Here is a 15795-nt window from a genome sequence, read left to right on the forward strand (position 1 = left end):
TCAACCATGTCTAGCTGCAGCGCGCAACCCCTCGAGTCAAATAACCTCCAGCCAAAAAGTCAAAAAGCAACTTTCCTGCTGGAGAACATTTGCTTGGCTACAGAAAGCTATCGCTTCCTGTACGCATTAAGGGAGACTAAGTCTCTGGCTTCGCCAATCGACAAGTCTCCCTATATCGGGGCTGACCAGCGCGCTTCCGCTTTTCTATGCACTAAGGGTAAAACCTGGAGATCAAAAGGGAGGTAGGCCCCTTGCTGGACGTTAATAATTTTGAGTATATGAAAATTGGTCTTGCTTCACCGGATAAAATCCGCTCATGGTCATTCGGAGAAGTGAAAAAGCCAGAAACCATTAACTATCGTACTTTAAAGCCTGAAAAGGATGGCTTATTCTGTGAACGAATTTTCGGTCCAACAAAGGATTGGGAATGTCATTGCGGAAAATATAAGCGTGTCCGTTATAAAGGTGTTGTCTGTGACCGATGCGGCGTTGAAGTAACGCGTGCAAAGGTTCGTCGTGAACGTATGGGTCATATTGAGCTTGCAGCACCTGTTTCACACATTTGGTACTTTAAGGGAATCCCTAGCCGAATGGGATTAGTTTTAGATATGTCCCCTCGTGCTTTGGAGGAAGTCATTTACTTTGCTTCATATGTAGTGACGGAATCAGGTGATACTGCCCTTGATAAGAAGCAGCTTTTATCTGAAAAAGAATATCGTGCTTACCGTGAAAAGTACGGAAACAAATTCCAAGCTTCCATGGGTGCAGAAGCCATTAAAAAGCTTCTTTCCGATATTCATTTAAATAAAGAAGTTGACACCTTAAAAGAAGAATTAAAAACAGCACAAGGCCAACGACGCACCCGTGCGATTAAGCGCCTTGAAGTGTTAGAAGCATTCCGCGGTTCAGGAAATGAGCCATCTTGGATGATTCTAGACGTGCTCCCAGTTATTCCTCCTGAACTACGTCCAATGGTTCAATTGGATGGGGGAAGATTTGCAACATCTGATTTAAACGATCTTTATCGCCGTGTAATCAACCGTAACAACCGCTTAAAGCGTTTACTAGATCTTGGTGCACCAAGTATTATCGTTCAAAACGAAAAACGGATGCTTCAAGAAGCGGTAGATGCCTTAATCGATAACGGCCGCCGCGGCCGCCCAGTTACTGGACCTGGTAACCGTCCGTTAAAATCACTTTCCCATATGTTAAAAGGAAAACAAGGTCGTTTCCGTCAAAACTTGCTTGGTAAACGTGTTGACTATTCTGGTCGTTCTGTTATCGTTGTAGGCCCGAACTTAAAAATGTATCAGTGTGGCCTTCCGAAAGAAATGGCATTAGAATTATTCAAGCCGTTTGTGATGAAAGAGCTTGTTGAAAAAGGTTTAGCTCACAACATTAAATCTGCTAAGCGAAAAATTGAACGCGTATCTCCAGATGTTTGGGACGTACTTGAAGATGTAATCAGAGAGCATCCGGTTTTATTAAACCGTGCCCCTACATTGCATAGATTAGGAATTCAGGCATTTGAACCAACACTTGTCGAAGGTCGGGCAATTCGCCTCCATCCACTTGTATGTACAGCATACAATGCGGACTTTGACGGTGACCAAATGGCTGTTCACGTACCGCTTTCATCTGAAGCACAAGCGGAAGCTCGTCTTTTAATGCTTGCAGCACAAAATATCTTGAACCCTAAAGATGGTAAGCCAGTTGTTACTCCATCTCAGGACATGGTATTAGGAAACTATTACTTGACCCTAGAGCGTGAAGGTACAATCGGTGAAGGGATGATTTTTAAAGATACAAGTGAAGCCATCCTTGCGTACCAAAACGGGTATGTTCACTACCATACACGTGTTGCTGTCCATGCAGGATCCTTAGGAAATGAAACGTTTACAGAAGAACAAAACAATAAGTTATTAATAACAACGGTTGGTAAACTTATTTTTAATGAGATTCTTCCTAAATCATTCCCATATATAAATGAACCAACTAGAAATAATTTAGAAGTCGAAACACCTGCAAAGTATTTTGTTGAAAAAGGTGAAGACGTTAAAGCAAGAATTAAAGAAATGCCATTAATTGATCCGTTCAAAAAGAAAATTCTTGGAAATATCATTGCTGAAGTATTCAAACGTTTCAAAATTACCGAAACGTCTAAAATGCTTGACCGCATGAAGGACTTAGGATTTAAGCATTCCACTAAGGCTGGTATTACTGTCGGTGTGGCTGACATCGTCGTATTAGGAGAAAAGCAGCAAATTCTCCATGATGCCCAAGGTAAAGTAGATAACGTGATGAAGCAATTCAGACGTGGTTTGATTACTGAAGATGAGCGTTATGATCGTGTTATTGCCATCTGGAGCGCGGCTAAAGACATCATTCAAGGGAAATTGATGAAATCCTTGAACAAAACGAATCCAATCTTTATGATGAGTGATTCCGGTGCCCGGGGTAACGCCTCTAACTTTACGCAGCTGGCGGGTATGCGCGGCTTGATGGCCAACCCGGCTGGACGTATCATCGAATTACCGATCAAATCAAGTTTCCGTGAAGGATTAACGGTATTAGAGTACTTTATCTCCACTCACGGTGCTCGTAAAGGTCTTGCTGATACAGCCCTTAAAACGGCTGACTCTGGTTATTTAACACGCCGTCTTGTTGACGTTGCCCAAGATGTCATTGTCCGTGATGATGATTGCGGCACAGACCGTGGTTTCTCCATCCGTGCTTTAAAAGATGGTACAGAGATTATCGAAGGATTGGACGAACGTCTAATCGGCCGTTATGCCCGAAATGCCATTAAGCATCCTGAAACAAATGAACTAATTGTTGCTGAAAATGGCTTAATTACCGAGGATTTAGCAGAAATTATCGTAGGAGCAGGCATTGAAGAAGTTAAAATCCGCTCTGCGTTTACATGTAATACCCGTCATGGCGTATGTAAGAAATGTTATGGCCGTAACTTGGCAACTGGTCAAGAGGTTGAAGTTGGTGAAGCAGTTGGTATTATCGCCGCACAATCGATCGGTGAGCCAGGAACACAGTTAACCATGCGTACGTTCCATACAGGCGGTGTTGCGGGAGACGATATTACCCAAGGTTTACCGCGTATTCAAGAAATTTTTGAAGCACGTAACCCTAAAGGTCAAGCTGTTATTTCTGAAATTGAAGGTGTCGTTGTAGGAATTAATGAAGGCCGCGACCGCCAGCATGAGATCGTAGTACAAGGCGAGGTTGAATCTCGCACCTACAATACTCCATATACAGCTCGTTTGAAAGTGGCTGTCAATGACCATGTTGAACGTGGTCAGGAACTAACAGAAGGTTCGATTGATCCTAAGGAGTTAATTAAAGTAAAAGACGTTACATCTGTTCAAGAGTACCTATTGCGTGAAGTACAAAAAGTTTACCGCATGCAAGGGGTTGAAATTGGCGATAAGCACGTCGAGGTAATGGTTCGTCAAATGATGCGTAAAATTCGTGTCAGCGATGCAGGTGAAACGGATGTGCTTCCAGGTACACTTCTTGATATTCATCAGTTTACTGATGCAAATGAAAAGGCGTTACTTGAGGGTAAATTGCCTGCGACAGGACGTCCAGTATTACTTGGTATTACAAAAGCATCACTTGAAACAGATTCATTCTTGTCTGCGGCATCCTTCCAAGAAACCACAAGAGTTCTTACAGATGCAGCGATTAAAGGCAAACGTGATGAATTGCTTGGCTTGAAGGAAAATGTTATTATCGGTAAGCTTGTCCCTGCTGGAACAGGTATGCAGCGCTACCGTAAAGCGGACCCAGTATTTCGCGATACAACTTCCGAAGAAATAGTCACTGTTGACTAAAACTTTTTATACGGTATCTGCCTTGATGGCGGATACCGTATTTTAAGAAAAATATAAAAGTCTTGTTGACATCTAATTCTTAAGATGTTAATATATCAAAGGTGCTCCTATTCACCTGATACTTTGGAGGATATGATTATATGTCTTATGAAAAAGTATTACAGGCACAAAGATTCGTTATAGGAACAAAACAAACAGTGAAAGCACTTAAAGAAGGAAATGTACAAGAGTTAATTGTGGCAAACGATGCTGAACCAAAGGTTACGGCAAAAATTGTTAATGAAGCACTCTTGTTAAATGTTCCGGTTCTATATGTGGAATCGATGAAAAAACTCGGCAAAGCATGTGGAATAGAAGTTGGTGCAGCAGCTGTTGCTATTATTCGTTAAAAACTGTTTTTGTAGATAGTGTAGTCTGCAAAAACTTTGTTTTTGCAAAAAAATGAACCACCTGGATGTGTGGACTTACAAATAATGAAGGGAGGAAACAAATCATGCCTACTATTAACCAATTAGTGCGCAAGCCTCGTCAATCAGTGACAGAGAAGTCAAAATCTCCTGCGCTAAATAAAGGTTATAACAGCTTCAAAAAATCACAAACAAATGTATCTTCACCACAAAAACGCGGAGTATGTACTCGTGTTGGTACAATGACTCCAAAGAAACCGAACTCAGCGTTACGTAAATATGCTCGTGTACGTTTGACAAACGGTATTGAGGTGACAGCATACATTCCTGGTATTGGCCACAACCTTCAAGAGCACAGTGTTGTTCTTATTCGTGGAGGACGTGTAAAAGACTTACCGGGGGTACGTTATCACATCGTACGTGGAGCGCTAGATACTGCTGGTGTAAACAACCGTATGCAAGGCCGCTCTAAATATGGTACTAAGAGACCAAAAGCAGCGAAAAAATAATCACATTAAATAGAAGCTTCTTTGAAAGGAGGAAAATACATGCCACGTAAAGGTCCTGTAGCAAAAAGAGACGTGTTACCAGATCCGTTATATAATTCAAAATTAGTTACTCGTCTAATCAACAAAATGATGATTGACGGTAAAAGAGGTAAATCACAAGAAATTCTTTACTCAGCATTTAATACTATTCGTGAACGTTCTGGCAAAGAGCCAATGGAAGTATTCGATGCAGCAATAAAAAACATCATGCCTGTACTAGAAGTTAGAGCACGCCGTGTCGGTGGTGCAAACTACCAAGTTCCAGTTGAGGTGCGTCCTGACCGCCGTACAACACTTGGTCTTCGCTGGTTAGTTAACTATTCACGTCTTCGCGGTGAAAAAACGATGGAAGAGCGCTTAGCTAACGAAATCATGGATGCAGCTAACAACACTGGTGCATCTGTTAAGAAGCGTGAAGATACACACAAAATGGCAGAAGCAAACAAAGCGTTTGCTCACTATCGTTGGTAATTTAACCTTCAATATAAAAACACTTTCATACTAGGAAGGAGAAAGACCCAATGGCAAGAGAGTTCTCCTTAGAAAACACTCGTAATATCGGCATCATGGCACACATCGATGCCGGTAAAACGACGACCACTGAGCGTGTCCTTTATTACACTGGTAAGATTCATAAAATCGGTGAAACACATGAAGGTGCATCTCAGATGGACTGGATGGAGCAGGAACAAGAACGCGGAATTACAATCACTTCCGCAGCAACAACTGCATCTTGGAAAGGTCATCGCGTAAACATCATCGACACACCAGGACACGTAGATTTCACAGTTGAAGTTGAACGTTCCCTTCGTGTACTTGATGGTGCGGTAGCAGTACTAGATGCACAATCAGGTGTTGAGCCGCAAACTGAAACAGTTTGGCGTCAAGCAACAACCTATGGAGTACCACGTGTTGTATTCGTAAACAAGATGGACAAAATCGGAGCAGACTTCTTATATTCTGTAGGAACACTTCATGACCGCTTGCAAGCGAATGCACATCCAATTCAGTTACCAATTGGTGCTGAAGATCAATTCTCAGCGATCATTGACCTTGTGGAAATGAATGCTGTATTCTACGGGAACGACTTAGGCACTGATATTGAAGTGCGTGAAATTCCTGAAGAACAGCGCGAATTAGCTGAAGAATACCATGAAAAATTAGTAGAAGCAGTAGCTGAACTAGACGAAGAATTAATGGAAAAATACCTTGGTGGTGAAGAAATCACTAAAGAAGAGCTAAAAGCAGCGATTCGTAAAGGTACCGTTAATGTTGAATTCTATCCAGTTATTTGTGGATCAGCTTTCAAAAACAAAGGTGTACAGTTAATGCTGGATGCTGTCATTGATTATCTTCCATCTCCACTAGATGTACCGGCTATCAAAGGTCATGCACCTGATGCAGAAGATGAAGTAATTGAACGTCATTCAAATGATGAAGAGCCATTCTCTGCTCTTGCGTTTAAAGTTATGACTGACCCTTATGTTGGTAAATTAACGTTCTTCCGCGTTTATTCTGGTACTTTAGAGTCTGGATCATATGTCCAAAACTCAACAAAAGGCAAGCGTGAACGTATCGGACGTATCCTGCAAATGCACGCAAACAGCCGTCAAGAAATCTCTAAGGTTTTTGCTGGTGACATTGCTGCTGCTGTAGGTCTGAAAGATACAACTACTGGTGACACACTATGTGATGACAAAAACCTTGTTATTCTAGAGTCAATGCAATTTCCTGAGCCAGTAATTGAGCTTTCAGTAGAACCAAAATCAAAAGCAGACCAAGACAAAATGACGACTGCATTGCAAAAACTTCAAGAAGAAGATCCGACATTCCGTGCGCATACAGACCAGGAAACTGGACAGGTTATTATCGCTGGTATGGGTGAACTTCACCTTGATATCATCGTTGACCGTATGCGTCGTGAATTTAAGGTTGAAGCAAACGTAGGTGCACCACAGGTTGCTTATCGTGAAACTTTCAAAGGTTCAGCGCAAGTTGAAGGTAAGTTTGCACGTCAATCAGGTGGCCGCGGACAATACGGACACGTTTGGATCGAATTCGCTCCAAATGAAGCTGGTAAAGGCTTCGAATTCGTAAACGGTATTGTCGGTGGTGTAGTTCCTCGTGAATACATCCCTGCTGTTCAAGCTGGTCTAGAAGATGCTTTAGAACGCGGTGTACTTGCTGGTTATCCATTAGTTGATATTAAAGCAAGATTGTTCGACGGTTCTTACCATGATGTTGACTCCTCCGAAATGGCGTTTAAGATTGCCGCTTCCATGGCTCTTAAAAATGCTGCTTCTAAGTGTCAACCGGTTATCCTAGAACCTGTAATGAGAGTGGAAGTTGTAATCCCAGAAGATTACCTTGGTGATATCATGGGACAAATCACTGCACGCCGCGGCCGTGTTGAAGGTATGGAAGCACGCGGTAATGCACAAGTAGTTCGTGCGATGGTTCCACTATCAGAAATGTTTGGTTATGCAACAGCACTTCGTTCAAGTACACAAGGCCGTGGAGTATTCTCTATGCACTTTGATCACTACGAAGAAGTACCAAAATCAATTTCTGAAGAAATCATCAAAAAAAATAAAGGTGAATAATTGATTTTCACCGACCTTTAAAGTATAACTACTTATGTAAGCATAGAAACTGTGAAATATGGACAACCATTTTCGCAGTTTCTATAAAATATACTTAAATTTTTATAATCCAAAGGAGGATTTTCCAAATGGCAAAAGCTAAATTCGACCGTTCAAAGCCACACGTTAATATTGGTACAATCGGACACGTTGACCACGGTAAAACTACTTTAACAGCTGCAATCACTTCTGTTCTTGCAAAACAAGGTAAAGCAGAAGCTCGTGCATATGATCAAATTGATGGTGCTCCAGAAGAAAAAGAACGTGGAATCACAATCTCTACTGCACACGTTGAATATGAAACTGACAACCGTCACTATGCACACGTAGACTGCCCAGGACACGCTGACTATGTTAAAAACATGATCACTGGTGCAGCACAAATGGACGGTGGTATCTTAGTAGTATCTGCTACTGATGGTCCAATGCCACAAACTCGTGAGCACATCCTTCTTTCTCGTCAAGTAGGTGTTCCATACCTTGTAGTATTCATGAACAAATGTGACATGGTTGACGACGAAGAACTTCTTGAATTAGTAGAAATGGAAATTCGTGATCTATTAACTGAGTACGATTTCCCTGGTGATGACACTCCAGTTATCAAAGGTTCAGCTCTTAAAGCATTAGAAGGTGACGCTGCTTGGGAAGAAAAAGTTATTGAACTTATGGCAGCAGTTGATGAATTCATCCCAACTCCAACTCGTGACACTGAGAAGCCATTCATGATGCCAGTTGAGGACGTATTCTCAATCACTGGCCGTGGTACTGTTGCTACAGGACGTGTTGAGCGTGGTGTAGTTAAAGTTGGTGACGTTGTTGAAGTCGTTGGTTTCACTGAAGAGCCAAAATCTACTACTGTAACAGGTGTAGAAATGTTCCGTAAGCTTCTTGACTTTGCTGAAGCAGGTGACAACATTGGTGCCCTTCTTCGTGGTGTAGCTCGTGAAGAAATCGAGCGTGGTCAAGTATTGGCTAAACCAAAGTCAATCACTCCACACACAAAGTTCAAAGCACAAGTTTACGTTTTATCTAAAGAAGAAGGTGGACGTCATACTCCATTCTTCACAAACTACCGTCCACAATTCTATTTCCGTACTTCTGATATCACTGGTATTTGTAACTTACCAGAAGGTACTGAAATGGTTATGCCTGGCGACCACATCGAAATGACTGTTGAGCTAATCGCTCCTGTTGCGATCGAAGAAGGAACTAAGTTCTCAATTCGTGAAGGCGGACGTACTGTTGGATCAGGTTCAATTACAACAATTCAAGAATAATTTTTAAATAAAAAAGGCAGGTGGGTGACGATCCACTTGCTTTTTTTTGTTGTTAAAAGGGACTGAAACGAGTTTCTTCTATACTATATATAACATTAAAAGAGCAAGAGTTTAGGATATTACTGGTTAATTTCTATTTGTGTTGAAAATGGGCGAAACAGCCGCTATAATAGGAAAAGTGCAAATGACAAAAACATAAAGGAAACTCGCCGATTGGCAAGCCCGAAAGGGCGAAGACAGAGGCGTAGTTGCTCTTATGCCTGAGCTGAAAGTATACTTTCAGATTGGCTAAAAGAAAAACGAGATAGGTGTTGCGTTTAGTTTATGTTTTATGTATAATAGACAATGTTGGTCTTTGACTGCGATGATGTGGAAGGTTGCTGACACACCCGGCCGCTTTGCCATGGCGAGTGTGTGGGAAATTTTCACTGAGAATGTCTATTTTTGAAAATAGGCGAATAAAGGAGGGAAAATAATGGCAAAACAAAAAATTCGTATCCGTCTAAAAGCGTATGATCACAGAATCCTTGATCAATCTGCAGAAAAAATTGTTGAAACAGCGAAACGTTCAGGTGCGGCAGTTTCTGGTCCAATCCCGCTTCCAACTGAAAAGTCTGTTTACACTATTCTTCGTGCGGTTCATAAGTACAAAGATTCCCGTGAACAATTCGAAATGCGGACACATAAGCGTCTAATCGACATCGTTAACCCAACTCCGCAAACAGTTGATGCGTTAATGCGTTTAGATTTACCATCTGGTGTTGATATCGAAATTAAACTTTAATCAAAATAAACAAACAAAATAACAGGAGGTGTGACTTACATGACCAAAGGAATCTTAGGAAGAAAGATTGGTATGACTCAAGTATTTGCAGAAAACGGCAACTTAATTCCTGTAACAGTAGTTGAGGTAGCTCCAAACGTTGTTCTTCAAAAGAAATCAGTTGATAGTGACGGATACGTTGCAGTTCAAGTTGGTTTTGAAGATAAACGTGAAAAGTTATCTAACAAACCTGAAAAGGGACACGTTGCGAAAGCAAATACTGCTCCTAAGCGCTTCATTCGCGAATTCCGCGGAGACGACTTAGTAGCATATGAAGTTGGTCAAGAAGTCAAAGTAGATATTTTCGCTGCAGGCGATATCGTAGATGTAACAGGAATCTCAAAAGGTAAAGGTTTCCAAGGCTCAATTAAACGCCACGGACAATCTCGCGGCCCAATGGCTCACGGTTCACGTTATCATCGTCGCCCTGGTTCAATGGGACCTGTTGCTCCAAACCGTGTATTCAAAGGTAAATTATTACCAGGCCGCATGGGTGGAGATCAAGTGACTGTTCAAAACCTTGAAATCGTAAAGGTTGACGTAGAACGCAACTTACTTTTAATCAAAGGTAACGTACCAGGAGCTAAAAAAGCATTACTAAAAATTAAAGGTGCGGTTAAAGCATAATTACCTTTTAAGAAAGGAGGAACAAAGGAATGCCTAAAGTAGCATTATTAAACCAAAACGGTTCACAAGTCGGTGATATCGAACTTAATGAAGCAGTTTTTGGTATTGAGCCTAACCAGCACGTATTATTTGAAGCGATTATTATGCAAAGAGCTTCTTTACGTCAAGGAACTCATAAAACAAAAATTCGTTCTGAAGTACGCGGCGGTGGTCGTAAGCCATGGCGTCAAAAAGGAACTGGCCGTGCACGTCAAGGGTCAATTCGTTCTCCACAATGGCGCGGAGGTGGTATTGTTTTCGGTCCAACACCACGCAGCTACAGCTATAAATTACCGAAAAAAGTTCGTCGCTTAGCGATTAAATCAGCACTTTCTTCAAAAGTGTTAGAAGAAAACATTTTAGTACTTGAAAGTTTAGCTTTCGATGCACCAAAAACAAAAGAATTCAAATCAGTATTAGGAGGCCTTTCTGTAGAGAAAAAGGCACTTATTGTTACTGCTGACCTAGATGAAAACGTAGCATTATCTGCACGTAACATTCCTGGTGTAACAGTTGTAACAGCTGATGGAATCAACGTATTGGACGTTGTAAATCATGATAAATTAATCATGACTAAAGCAGCGGTTGAAAAAGTAGAGGAGGTGCTTGCATAATGGATGCACGCGATATCATTAAGCGCCCCGTTATCACTGAGCGTTCTACTGACCTAATGGCTGAAAAGAAATATACGTTCGAAGTTGATGTTAGAGCTAACAAAACACAAGTCAAAGATGCTGTTCAAGAAATCTTCGGCGTTGATGTTGAAAAAGTTAACATCATGAACTATAAAGGTAAATTCAAACGTATGGGTAAATTCGGCGGTTACACAAACAAACGTCGTAAAGCAATTGTAAAATTAACTGCTGAAAGCAAAGAAATCGAATTCTTTGAAGCATAAGAACCTATCAAGAAGAGGAGGGAAATAAAATGGCGATTAAAAAGTACAAACCTACCTCCAATGGTCGTCGCGGAATGACTACTTCTGATTTCGCAGAAATCACAACTAGCACTCCAGAAAAATCTCTTTTAGCCCCGCTAACGAGAAAAGGCGGCCGTAATAACCAAGGTAAGTTAACTGTTCGTCATCAAGGTGGCGGCCATAAGCGTCAATATCGTTTAATTGATTTTAAACGTAATAAAGATGGCATTCCAGGACGCGTTGCTACTATCGAGTACGATCCAAATCGTTCTGCAAATATTGCATTAATTAATTATGTTGATGGAGAAAAGCGTTATATCCTAGCTCCTAAAAACCTACAAGTAGGTATGGAAGTAATGTCAGGCCCTGAGGCTGATATTAAAGTTGGTAACGCACTACCATTAGCAAACATCCCTGTTGGTACAGTTGTACACAACATTGAATTAAAACCAGGTAAAGGTGGTCAGCTAGTTCGTTCTGCTGGTACATCTGCACAAGTACTTGGTAAAGAAGGTAAATACGTATTAGTACGTTTAACTTCTGGTGAAGTTCGTATGATTCTTGCTGAGTGCCGCGCATCTATCGGTCAAGTAGGTAACGAACAACACGAACTTATTAACATTGGTAAAGCAGGTCGTTCTCGTTGGTTAGGCAAACGCCCAACTGTTCGTGGATCTGTTATGAACCCTAACGATCACCCACACGGTGGTGGTGAAGGACGTTCACCAATCGGACGTAAATCACCTATGTCTCCATGGGGTAAACCAACTCTTGGATTCAAGACTCGTAAGAAGAAAAACAAATCAGATAAGTTTATCGTACGTCGTCGTAAAAAATAACGGGATTGAACTACGGTTCAAAGATAGAACCGTAGAGCAGTCACGAAGGGAGGTTCCTTCATGGGTCGCAGCTTGAAAAAAGGACCATTTGTTGATGATCATTTAATGGTTAAGGTCGAAAAGTTAAATGAAACTGAGAGTAAGCAAGTTATTAAAACTTGGTCTCGCCGTTCTACGATCTTCCCACAATTTATCGGCCACACAATCGCTGTTTATGATGGTCGCAAACATGTGCCTGTTTATGTTACTGAAGACATGGTAGGACACAAGCTTGGAGAATTCGCTCCAACACGTGCTTACAAAGGGCATGGAAATGATGACAAGAAAACAAGACGTTAAGAGAGGAGGGCATCCAAATGCAAGCTAAAGCTGTTGCAAGAACAGTTCGTATTGCTCCTCGTAAAGCACGTTTAGTCGTTGATTTAATCCGAGGTAAGCAAGTTGGTGAAGCGGTGGCGATTTTAAATCTCACTCCTAAGGCTGCTTCTCCAATCGTTGAAAAAGTATTAAAGTCAGCTATGGCAAATGCTGAGCACAACTATGAAATGGACGTAAATAATCTAGTTGTTGAACAAGCATTCGTTGACGAAGGACCAACCTTAAAACGTTTCCGTCCTCGCGCAATGGGCCGTGCAAGCCAAATTAACAAACGCACAAGCCACATCACAATCGTTTTATCAGAAAAGAAGGAGGGATAAGCTGTGGGTCAAAAAGTAAATCCAGTCGGTTTGCGTATCGGAATCATCCGTGATTGGGAATCCAAATGGTACGCAGGTAAAGACTTCGCTACTCTTTTACACGAAGACCTTAAAGTTCGTGAGTACATCACGAAGCGTTTAAAAGATGCTTCTGTTTCTAAAGTAGAAATCGAACGTGCTGCTAACCGTGTGAATGTTACAGTTCATACTGCTAAGCCTGGTATGGTTATCGGTAAAGGCGGAACAGAAGTCGAAGCACTTCGTAAGGCATTAAATCAATTAACTGGCAAGCGTGTTCACATCAACATTCTTGAAATCAAGAGAGCTGATCTTGATGCAAAACTAGTTGCTGAAAATATTGCTCGTCAATTAGAAAACCGTGTATCTTTCCGTCGTGCCCAAAAGCAAGTCATTCAACGTGCAATGCGTGCAGGTGCGAAAGGTATCAAAACAATGGTATCTGGCCGTCTTGGCGGTGCTGATATCGCTCGTTCTGAACATTATAGCGAAGGAACAGTTCCACTTCATACTCTTCGCGCTGATATCGACTATGCTACAGCTGAAGCTGATACTACTTATGGTAAGCTAGGCGTAAAAGTATGGATCTATAAGGGAGAAGTCCTTCCTACTAAGAAGAAAAATGCGGAAGGAGGCAAATAATCATGTTATTGCCAAAACGCGTAAAATATCGCCGTCAACACCGTGGTAAAATGCGTGGTAACGCAAAAGGCGGCACGGAAGTAACTTTCGGTGAATTCGGCCTACAAGCAACTGAAGCTTCTTGGATCACAAACCGTCAAATTGAAGCAGCTCGTATTGCCATGACACGTTACATGAAACGTGGCGGTAAAGTTTGGATTAAAATCTTCCCACATAAGCCTTACACTGCTAAACCGTTAGAAGTGCGGATGGGTTCCGGTAAAGGGGCACCTGAAGGCTGGGTAGCTGTTGTAAAACCTGGAAAAGTCATGTTCGAAATTGCAGGCGTTTCTGAAGAAATCGCACGTGAAGCACTTCGACTTGCAATGCACAAACTTCCTGTAAAATGTAAGTTTGTAAAACGAGAAGAAATTGGTGGTGAATCAAGTGAAAGCTAATGAACTACGTGACCTTACCACTGCTGAAATTGAACAAAAAGTAAAATCTCTAAAAGAAGAGCTTTTCAACCTTCGCTTTCAATTGGCGACAGGACAACTTGAAAACACAGCTCGTATTCGTGAAGTACGCAAATCGATTGCTCGCATGAAAACAGTTGTTCGTGAAAGAGAAATCAGCGTTAACAAGTGATTATTGAGAGGAGGTTCACAACAATGAGTGAACGTAACCAACGCAAGGTTTACACTGGACGCGTTGTTTCTGACAAAATGGATAAAACCGTTACAGTTCTTGTCGAGACACACAAAAAGCATCCATTATATGGTAAACGCGTTAAGTACTCTAAAAAGTTTAAAGCTCATGATGAGCAAAACCAAGCAAAAATCGGCGATGTTGTACGCATCATGGAAACTCGCCCGCTTTCAGCTACTAAACGCTTCCGTTTAGTCGAAGTAGTAGAAAAAGCAGTTATTATTTAATTGTTCGGATAAGCTTCATTCCGAAGGGAGGTTACACACATGATTCAACAAGAATCACGTTTAAAAGTTGCTGACAACTCTGGTGCTCGTGAAGTACTTACGATTAAAGTTCTTGGTGGTTCTGGTCGCAAAACTGCTAATATTGGTGATGTGATCGTTTGTACAGTAAAACAAGCAACACCTGGTGGCGTTGTTAAAAAAGGTGACGTTGTTAAGGCTGTTATTGTTCGTACAAAGAGCGGTGCCCGCCGTCCTGATGGTTCTTACATTCGTTTTGATGAAAACGCATGTGTTATTATCAAAGATGATAAGAGCCCGCGTGGAACTCGTATCTTCGGACCAGTTGCCCGCGAACTTCGCGATAGCAACTTTATGAAAATCGTATCTTTAGCTCCAGAAGTATTATAATTTTAAAATCAATTGCCTTTAAGGAGGTGCGAAAAGATGCATGTAAAAAAAGGTGATAAAGTCAGAGTTATTTCTGGCAAGGATAAAGGCAAAACAGGTGTAATCCTAGCAGCTTATCCTAAAGATAGCCGTGTACTAGTAGAGGGCGTAAACATCGTGAAAAAACACTCTAAGCCTTCTCAAGTGAATCCACAAGGCGGAATTATCAGCTTTGAGGCTCCAATTCATGTATCAAACGTAATGCCTATCGATCCTAAATCAGGTAACCCGACTCGTGTAGGTTACACAACGGTTGATGGCAAAAAAGTACGCGTAGCAAAATCCGGTGAAGTTTTAGATAAATAGTTTAAATTTTAGAAGGGAGGTACCATAAGTGAACCGCCTAAAAGACAAATTTGTTAAAGAAGTGACTCCTGCTCTTATGAGCAAGTTCAACTATAAATCAGTAATGCAAGTTCCAAAACTTGATAAAATTGTTGTAAACATGGGTGTTGGTGACGCTGTTGCGAATGCTAAGGCACTTGATAATGCAGTAGAAGAGCTTGCAACGATTACAGGTCAAAAGCCTGTTGTAACTCGTGCAAAAAAATCTATCGCTGGCTTCCGTCTACGTGAAGGTATGCCAATCGGTGCAAAGGTTACTCTTCGCGGTGAGCGCATGTACGAATTCTTGGATAAATTAGTTTCTGTTTCTTTACCTCGTGTTCGTGACTTCCGTGGTGTTTCTAAAAAAGCATTCGATGGTCGCGGTAACTATACATTGGGTATTAAAGAACAATTAATCTTCCCTGAAATTGATTACGATAAAGTAAGCAAAGTTCGTGGTATGGATATCGTTATCGTAACGACTGCAAACACTGATGAAGAATCTCGTGAACTTTTAACTCAATTTGGAATGCCATTCCAAAAGTAATCGTTAAATAAGGGAGGCGAAAACGTGGCTAAAAAGTCAATGATTGCGAAACAACAACGCACGCCTAAATTCAAAGTACAAGAGTATACACGCTGCGAACGTTGCGGACGTCCACACTCTGTATACCGTAAATTTAAGCTTTGCCGTATTTGTTTCCGTGAATTAGCATACAAAGGACAAATTCCAGGTGTTAAAAAAGCTAGCTGGTAAAACTAGAAGTTGGGAAGGAG

General features: G+C 41.4%; 21 protein-coding genes. All 21 read left to right on the forward strand.

What is annotated here, in order from left to right; translation table 11 throughout:
- The first annotated feature begins 251 nt into the window (after positions 1-251).
- Positions 252-3851 (forward strand): DNA-directed RNA polymerase subunit beta', encoded by a 3600-nt coding sequence (gene rpoC / locus V7150_RS02750; RefSeq protein ID WP_335513398.1) that lies wholly within the window; start codon positions 252-254, stop codon positions 3849-3851.
- A 140-nt stretch (positions 3852-3991) separates the two neighbouring features.
- Complete coding sequence (locus V7150_RS02755; RefSeq protein WP_335513400.1) at positions 3992-4240, forward strand: 50S ribosomal protein L7ae-like protein; 249 nt, start codon at positions 3992-3994, stop codon at positions 4238-4240.
- A gap of 104 nt (positions 4241-4344) precedes the next feature.
- Positions 4345-4767, forward strand: a complete 423-nt coding sequence (gene rpsL, locus V7150_RS02760) for a 30S ribosomal protein S12 (RefSeq protein WP_191275966.1) — start codon at positions 4345-4347, stop codon at positions 4765-4767.
- A gap of 39 nt (positions 4768-4806) precedes the next feature.
- A complete protein-coding gene (gene rpsG / locus V7150_RS02765) occupies positions 4807-5277 on the forward strand; it encodes a 30S ribosomal protein S7 (protein WP_335513403.1) in 471 nt (156 codons plus the stop codon).
- Positions 5278-5327: 50 nt separating this feature from the next.
- Positions 5328-7409, forward strand: coding sequence for an elongation factor G (fusA, locus tag V7150_RS02770; RefSeq protein ID WP_335513405.1), 2082 nt, complete (start codon positions 5328-5330; stop codon positions 7407-7409).
- Between the two features lie 128 nt (positions 7410-7537).
- Entirely contained in the window at positions 7538-8725 is a 1188-nt protein-coding gene (tuf, locus tag V7150_RS02775; RefSeq protein ID WP_335513407.1) for an elongation factor Tu, read from the forward strand.
- A gap of 475 nt (positions 8726-9200) precedes the next feature.
- Entirely contained in the window at positions 9201-9509 is a 309-nt protein-coding gene (gene rpsJ, locus V7150_RS02780; protein WP_007085291.1) for a 30S ribosomal protein S10, read from the forward strand.
- 39 nt (positions 9510-9548) lie between these two features.
- Positions 9549-10175 (forward strand): 50S ribosomal protein L3, encoded by a 627-nt coding sequence (gene rplC, locus V7150_RS02785; protein ID WP_335513479.1) that lies wholly within the window; start codon positions 9549-9551, stop codon positions 10173-10175.
- Positions 10176-10204: 29 nt separating this feature from the next.
- Positions 10205-10828: a 50S ribosomal protein L4 gene (gene rplD, locus V7150_RS02790; RefSeq protein WP_335513409.1), complete on the forward strand. Its 624-nt coding sequence runs from the start codon at positions 10205-10207 to the stop codon at positions 10826-10828.
- Positions 10828-11112 (forward strand): 50S ribosomal protein L23, encoded by a 285-nt coding sequence (rplW, locus tag V7150_RS02795; RefSeq protein ID WP_335513411.1) that lies wholly within the window; start codon positions 10828-10830, stop codon positions 11110-11112. Before rplD ends, rplW begins: the two co-directional genes overlap by 1 nt.
- A 29-nt stretch (positions 11113-11141) precedes the next feature.
- The gene (gene rplB, locus V7150_RS02800) at positions 11142-11972 is read left to right on the forward strand and encodes a 50S ribosomal protein L2 (RefSeq protein ID WP_283921066.1); all 831 of its coding nucleotides are present in this window, start codon (positions 11142-11144) and stop codon (positions 11970-11972) included.
- Between the two features lie 60 nt (positions 11973-12032).
- Entirely contained in the window at positions 12033-12311 is a 279-nt protein-coding gene (rpsS, locus tag V7150_RS02805; protein ID WP_026565526.1) for a 30S ribosomal protein S19, read from the forward strand.
- Positions 12312-12328: 17 nt separating this feature from the next.
- Positions 12329-12670, forward strand: a complete 342-nt coding sequence (rplV, locus tag V7150_RS02810; RefSeq protein WP_024027902.1) for a 50S ribosomal protein L22 — start codon at positions 12329-12331, stop codon at positions 12668-12670.
- Between the two features lie 3 nt (positions 12671-12673).
- Entirely contained in the window at positions 12674-13330 is a 657-nt protein-coding gene (gene rpsC / locus V7150_RS02815; protein ID WP_283921067.1) for a 30S ribosomal protein S3, read from the forward strand.
- A 2-nt stretch (positions 13331-13332) separates the two neighbouring features.
- Positions 13333-13767, forward strand: a complete 435-nt coding sequence (gene rplP / locus V7150_RS02820) for a 50S ribosomal protein L16 (protein ID WP_335513416.1) — start codon at positions 13333-13335, stop codon at positions 13765-13767.
- Positions 13757-13957 (forward strand): 50S ribosomal protein L29, encoded by a 201-nt coding sequence (rpmC, locus tag V7150_RS02825; RefSeq protein ID WP_040203247.1) that lies wholly within the window; start codon positions 13757-13759, stop codon positions 13955-13957. Before rplP ends, rpmC begins: the two co-directional genes overlap by 11 nt.
- Before the next feature lie 23 nt (positions 13958-13980).
- Positions 13981-14244 carry a 30S ribosomal protein S17 gene (gene rpsQ / locus V7150_RS02830; RefSeq protein ID WP_066207109.1) on the forward strand — a complete coding sequence of 88 codons (264 nt, stop codon included), beginning with the start codon at positions 13981-13983 and terminating at the stop codon, positions 14242-14244.
- Between the two features lie 39 nt (positions 14245-14283).
- Entirely contained in the window at positions 14284-14652 is a 369-nt protein-coding gene (rplN, locus tag V7150_RS02835; RefSeq protein WP_335513419.1) for a 50S ribosomal protein L14, read from the forward strand.
- A gap of 36 nt (positions 14653-14688) precedes the next feature.
- Positions 14689-14997 (forward strand): 50S ribosomal protein L24, encoded by a 309-nt coding sequence (rplX, locus tag V7150_RS02840; RefSeq protein ID WP_335513421.1) that lies wholly within the window; start codon positions 14689-14691, stop codon positions 14995-14997.
- A gap of 28 nt (positions 14998-15025) precedes the next feature.
- Positions 15026-15565 (forward strand): 50S ribosomal protein L5, encoded by a 540-nt coding sequence (rplE, locus tag V7150_RS02845; RefSeq protein ID WP_283921070.1) that lies wholly within the window; start codon positions 15026-15028, stop codon positions 15563-15565.
- A 24-nt stretch (positions 15566-15589) separates the two neighbouring features.
- On the forward strand, positions 15590-15775 hold the full coding sequence (rpsN, locus tag V7150_RS02850; RefSeq protein ID WP_007085277.1) for a 30S ribosomal protein S14: 186 nt from the start codon (positions 15590-15592) through the stop codon (positions 15773-15775).
- Positions 15776-15795 lie beyond the last annotated feature (20 nt).

It is taken from the genome of Neobacillus drentensis (assembly GCF_036965245.1).
Taxonomy (GTDB): domain Bacteria; phylum Bacillota; class Bacilli; order Bacillales; family Cytobacillaceae; genus Neobacillus; species Neobacillus drentensis_G.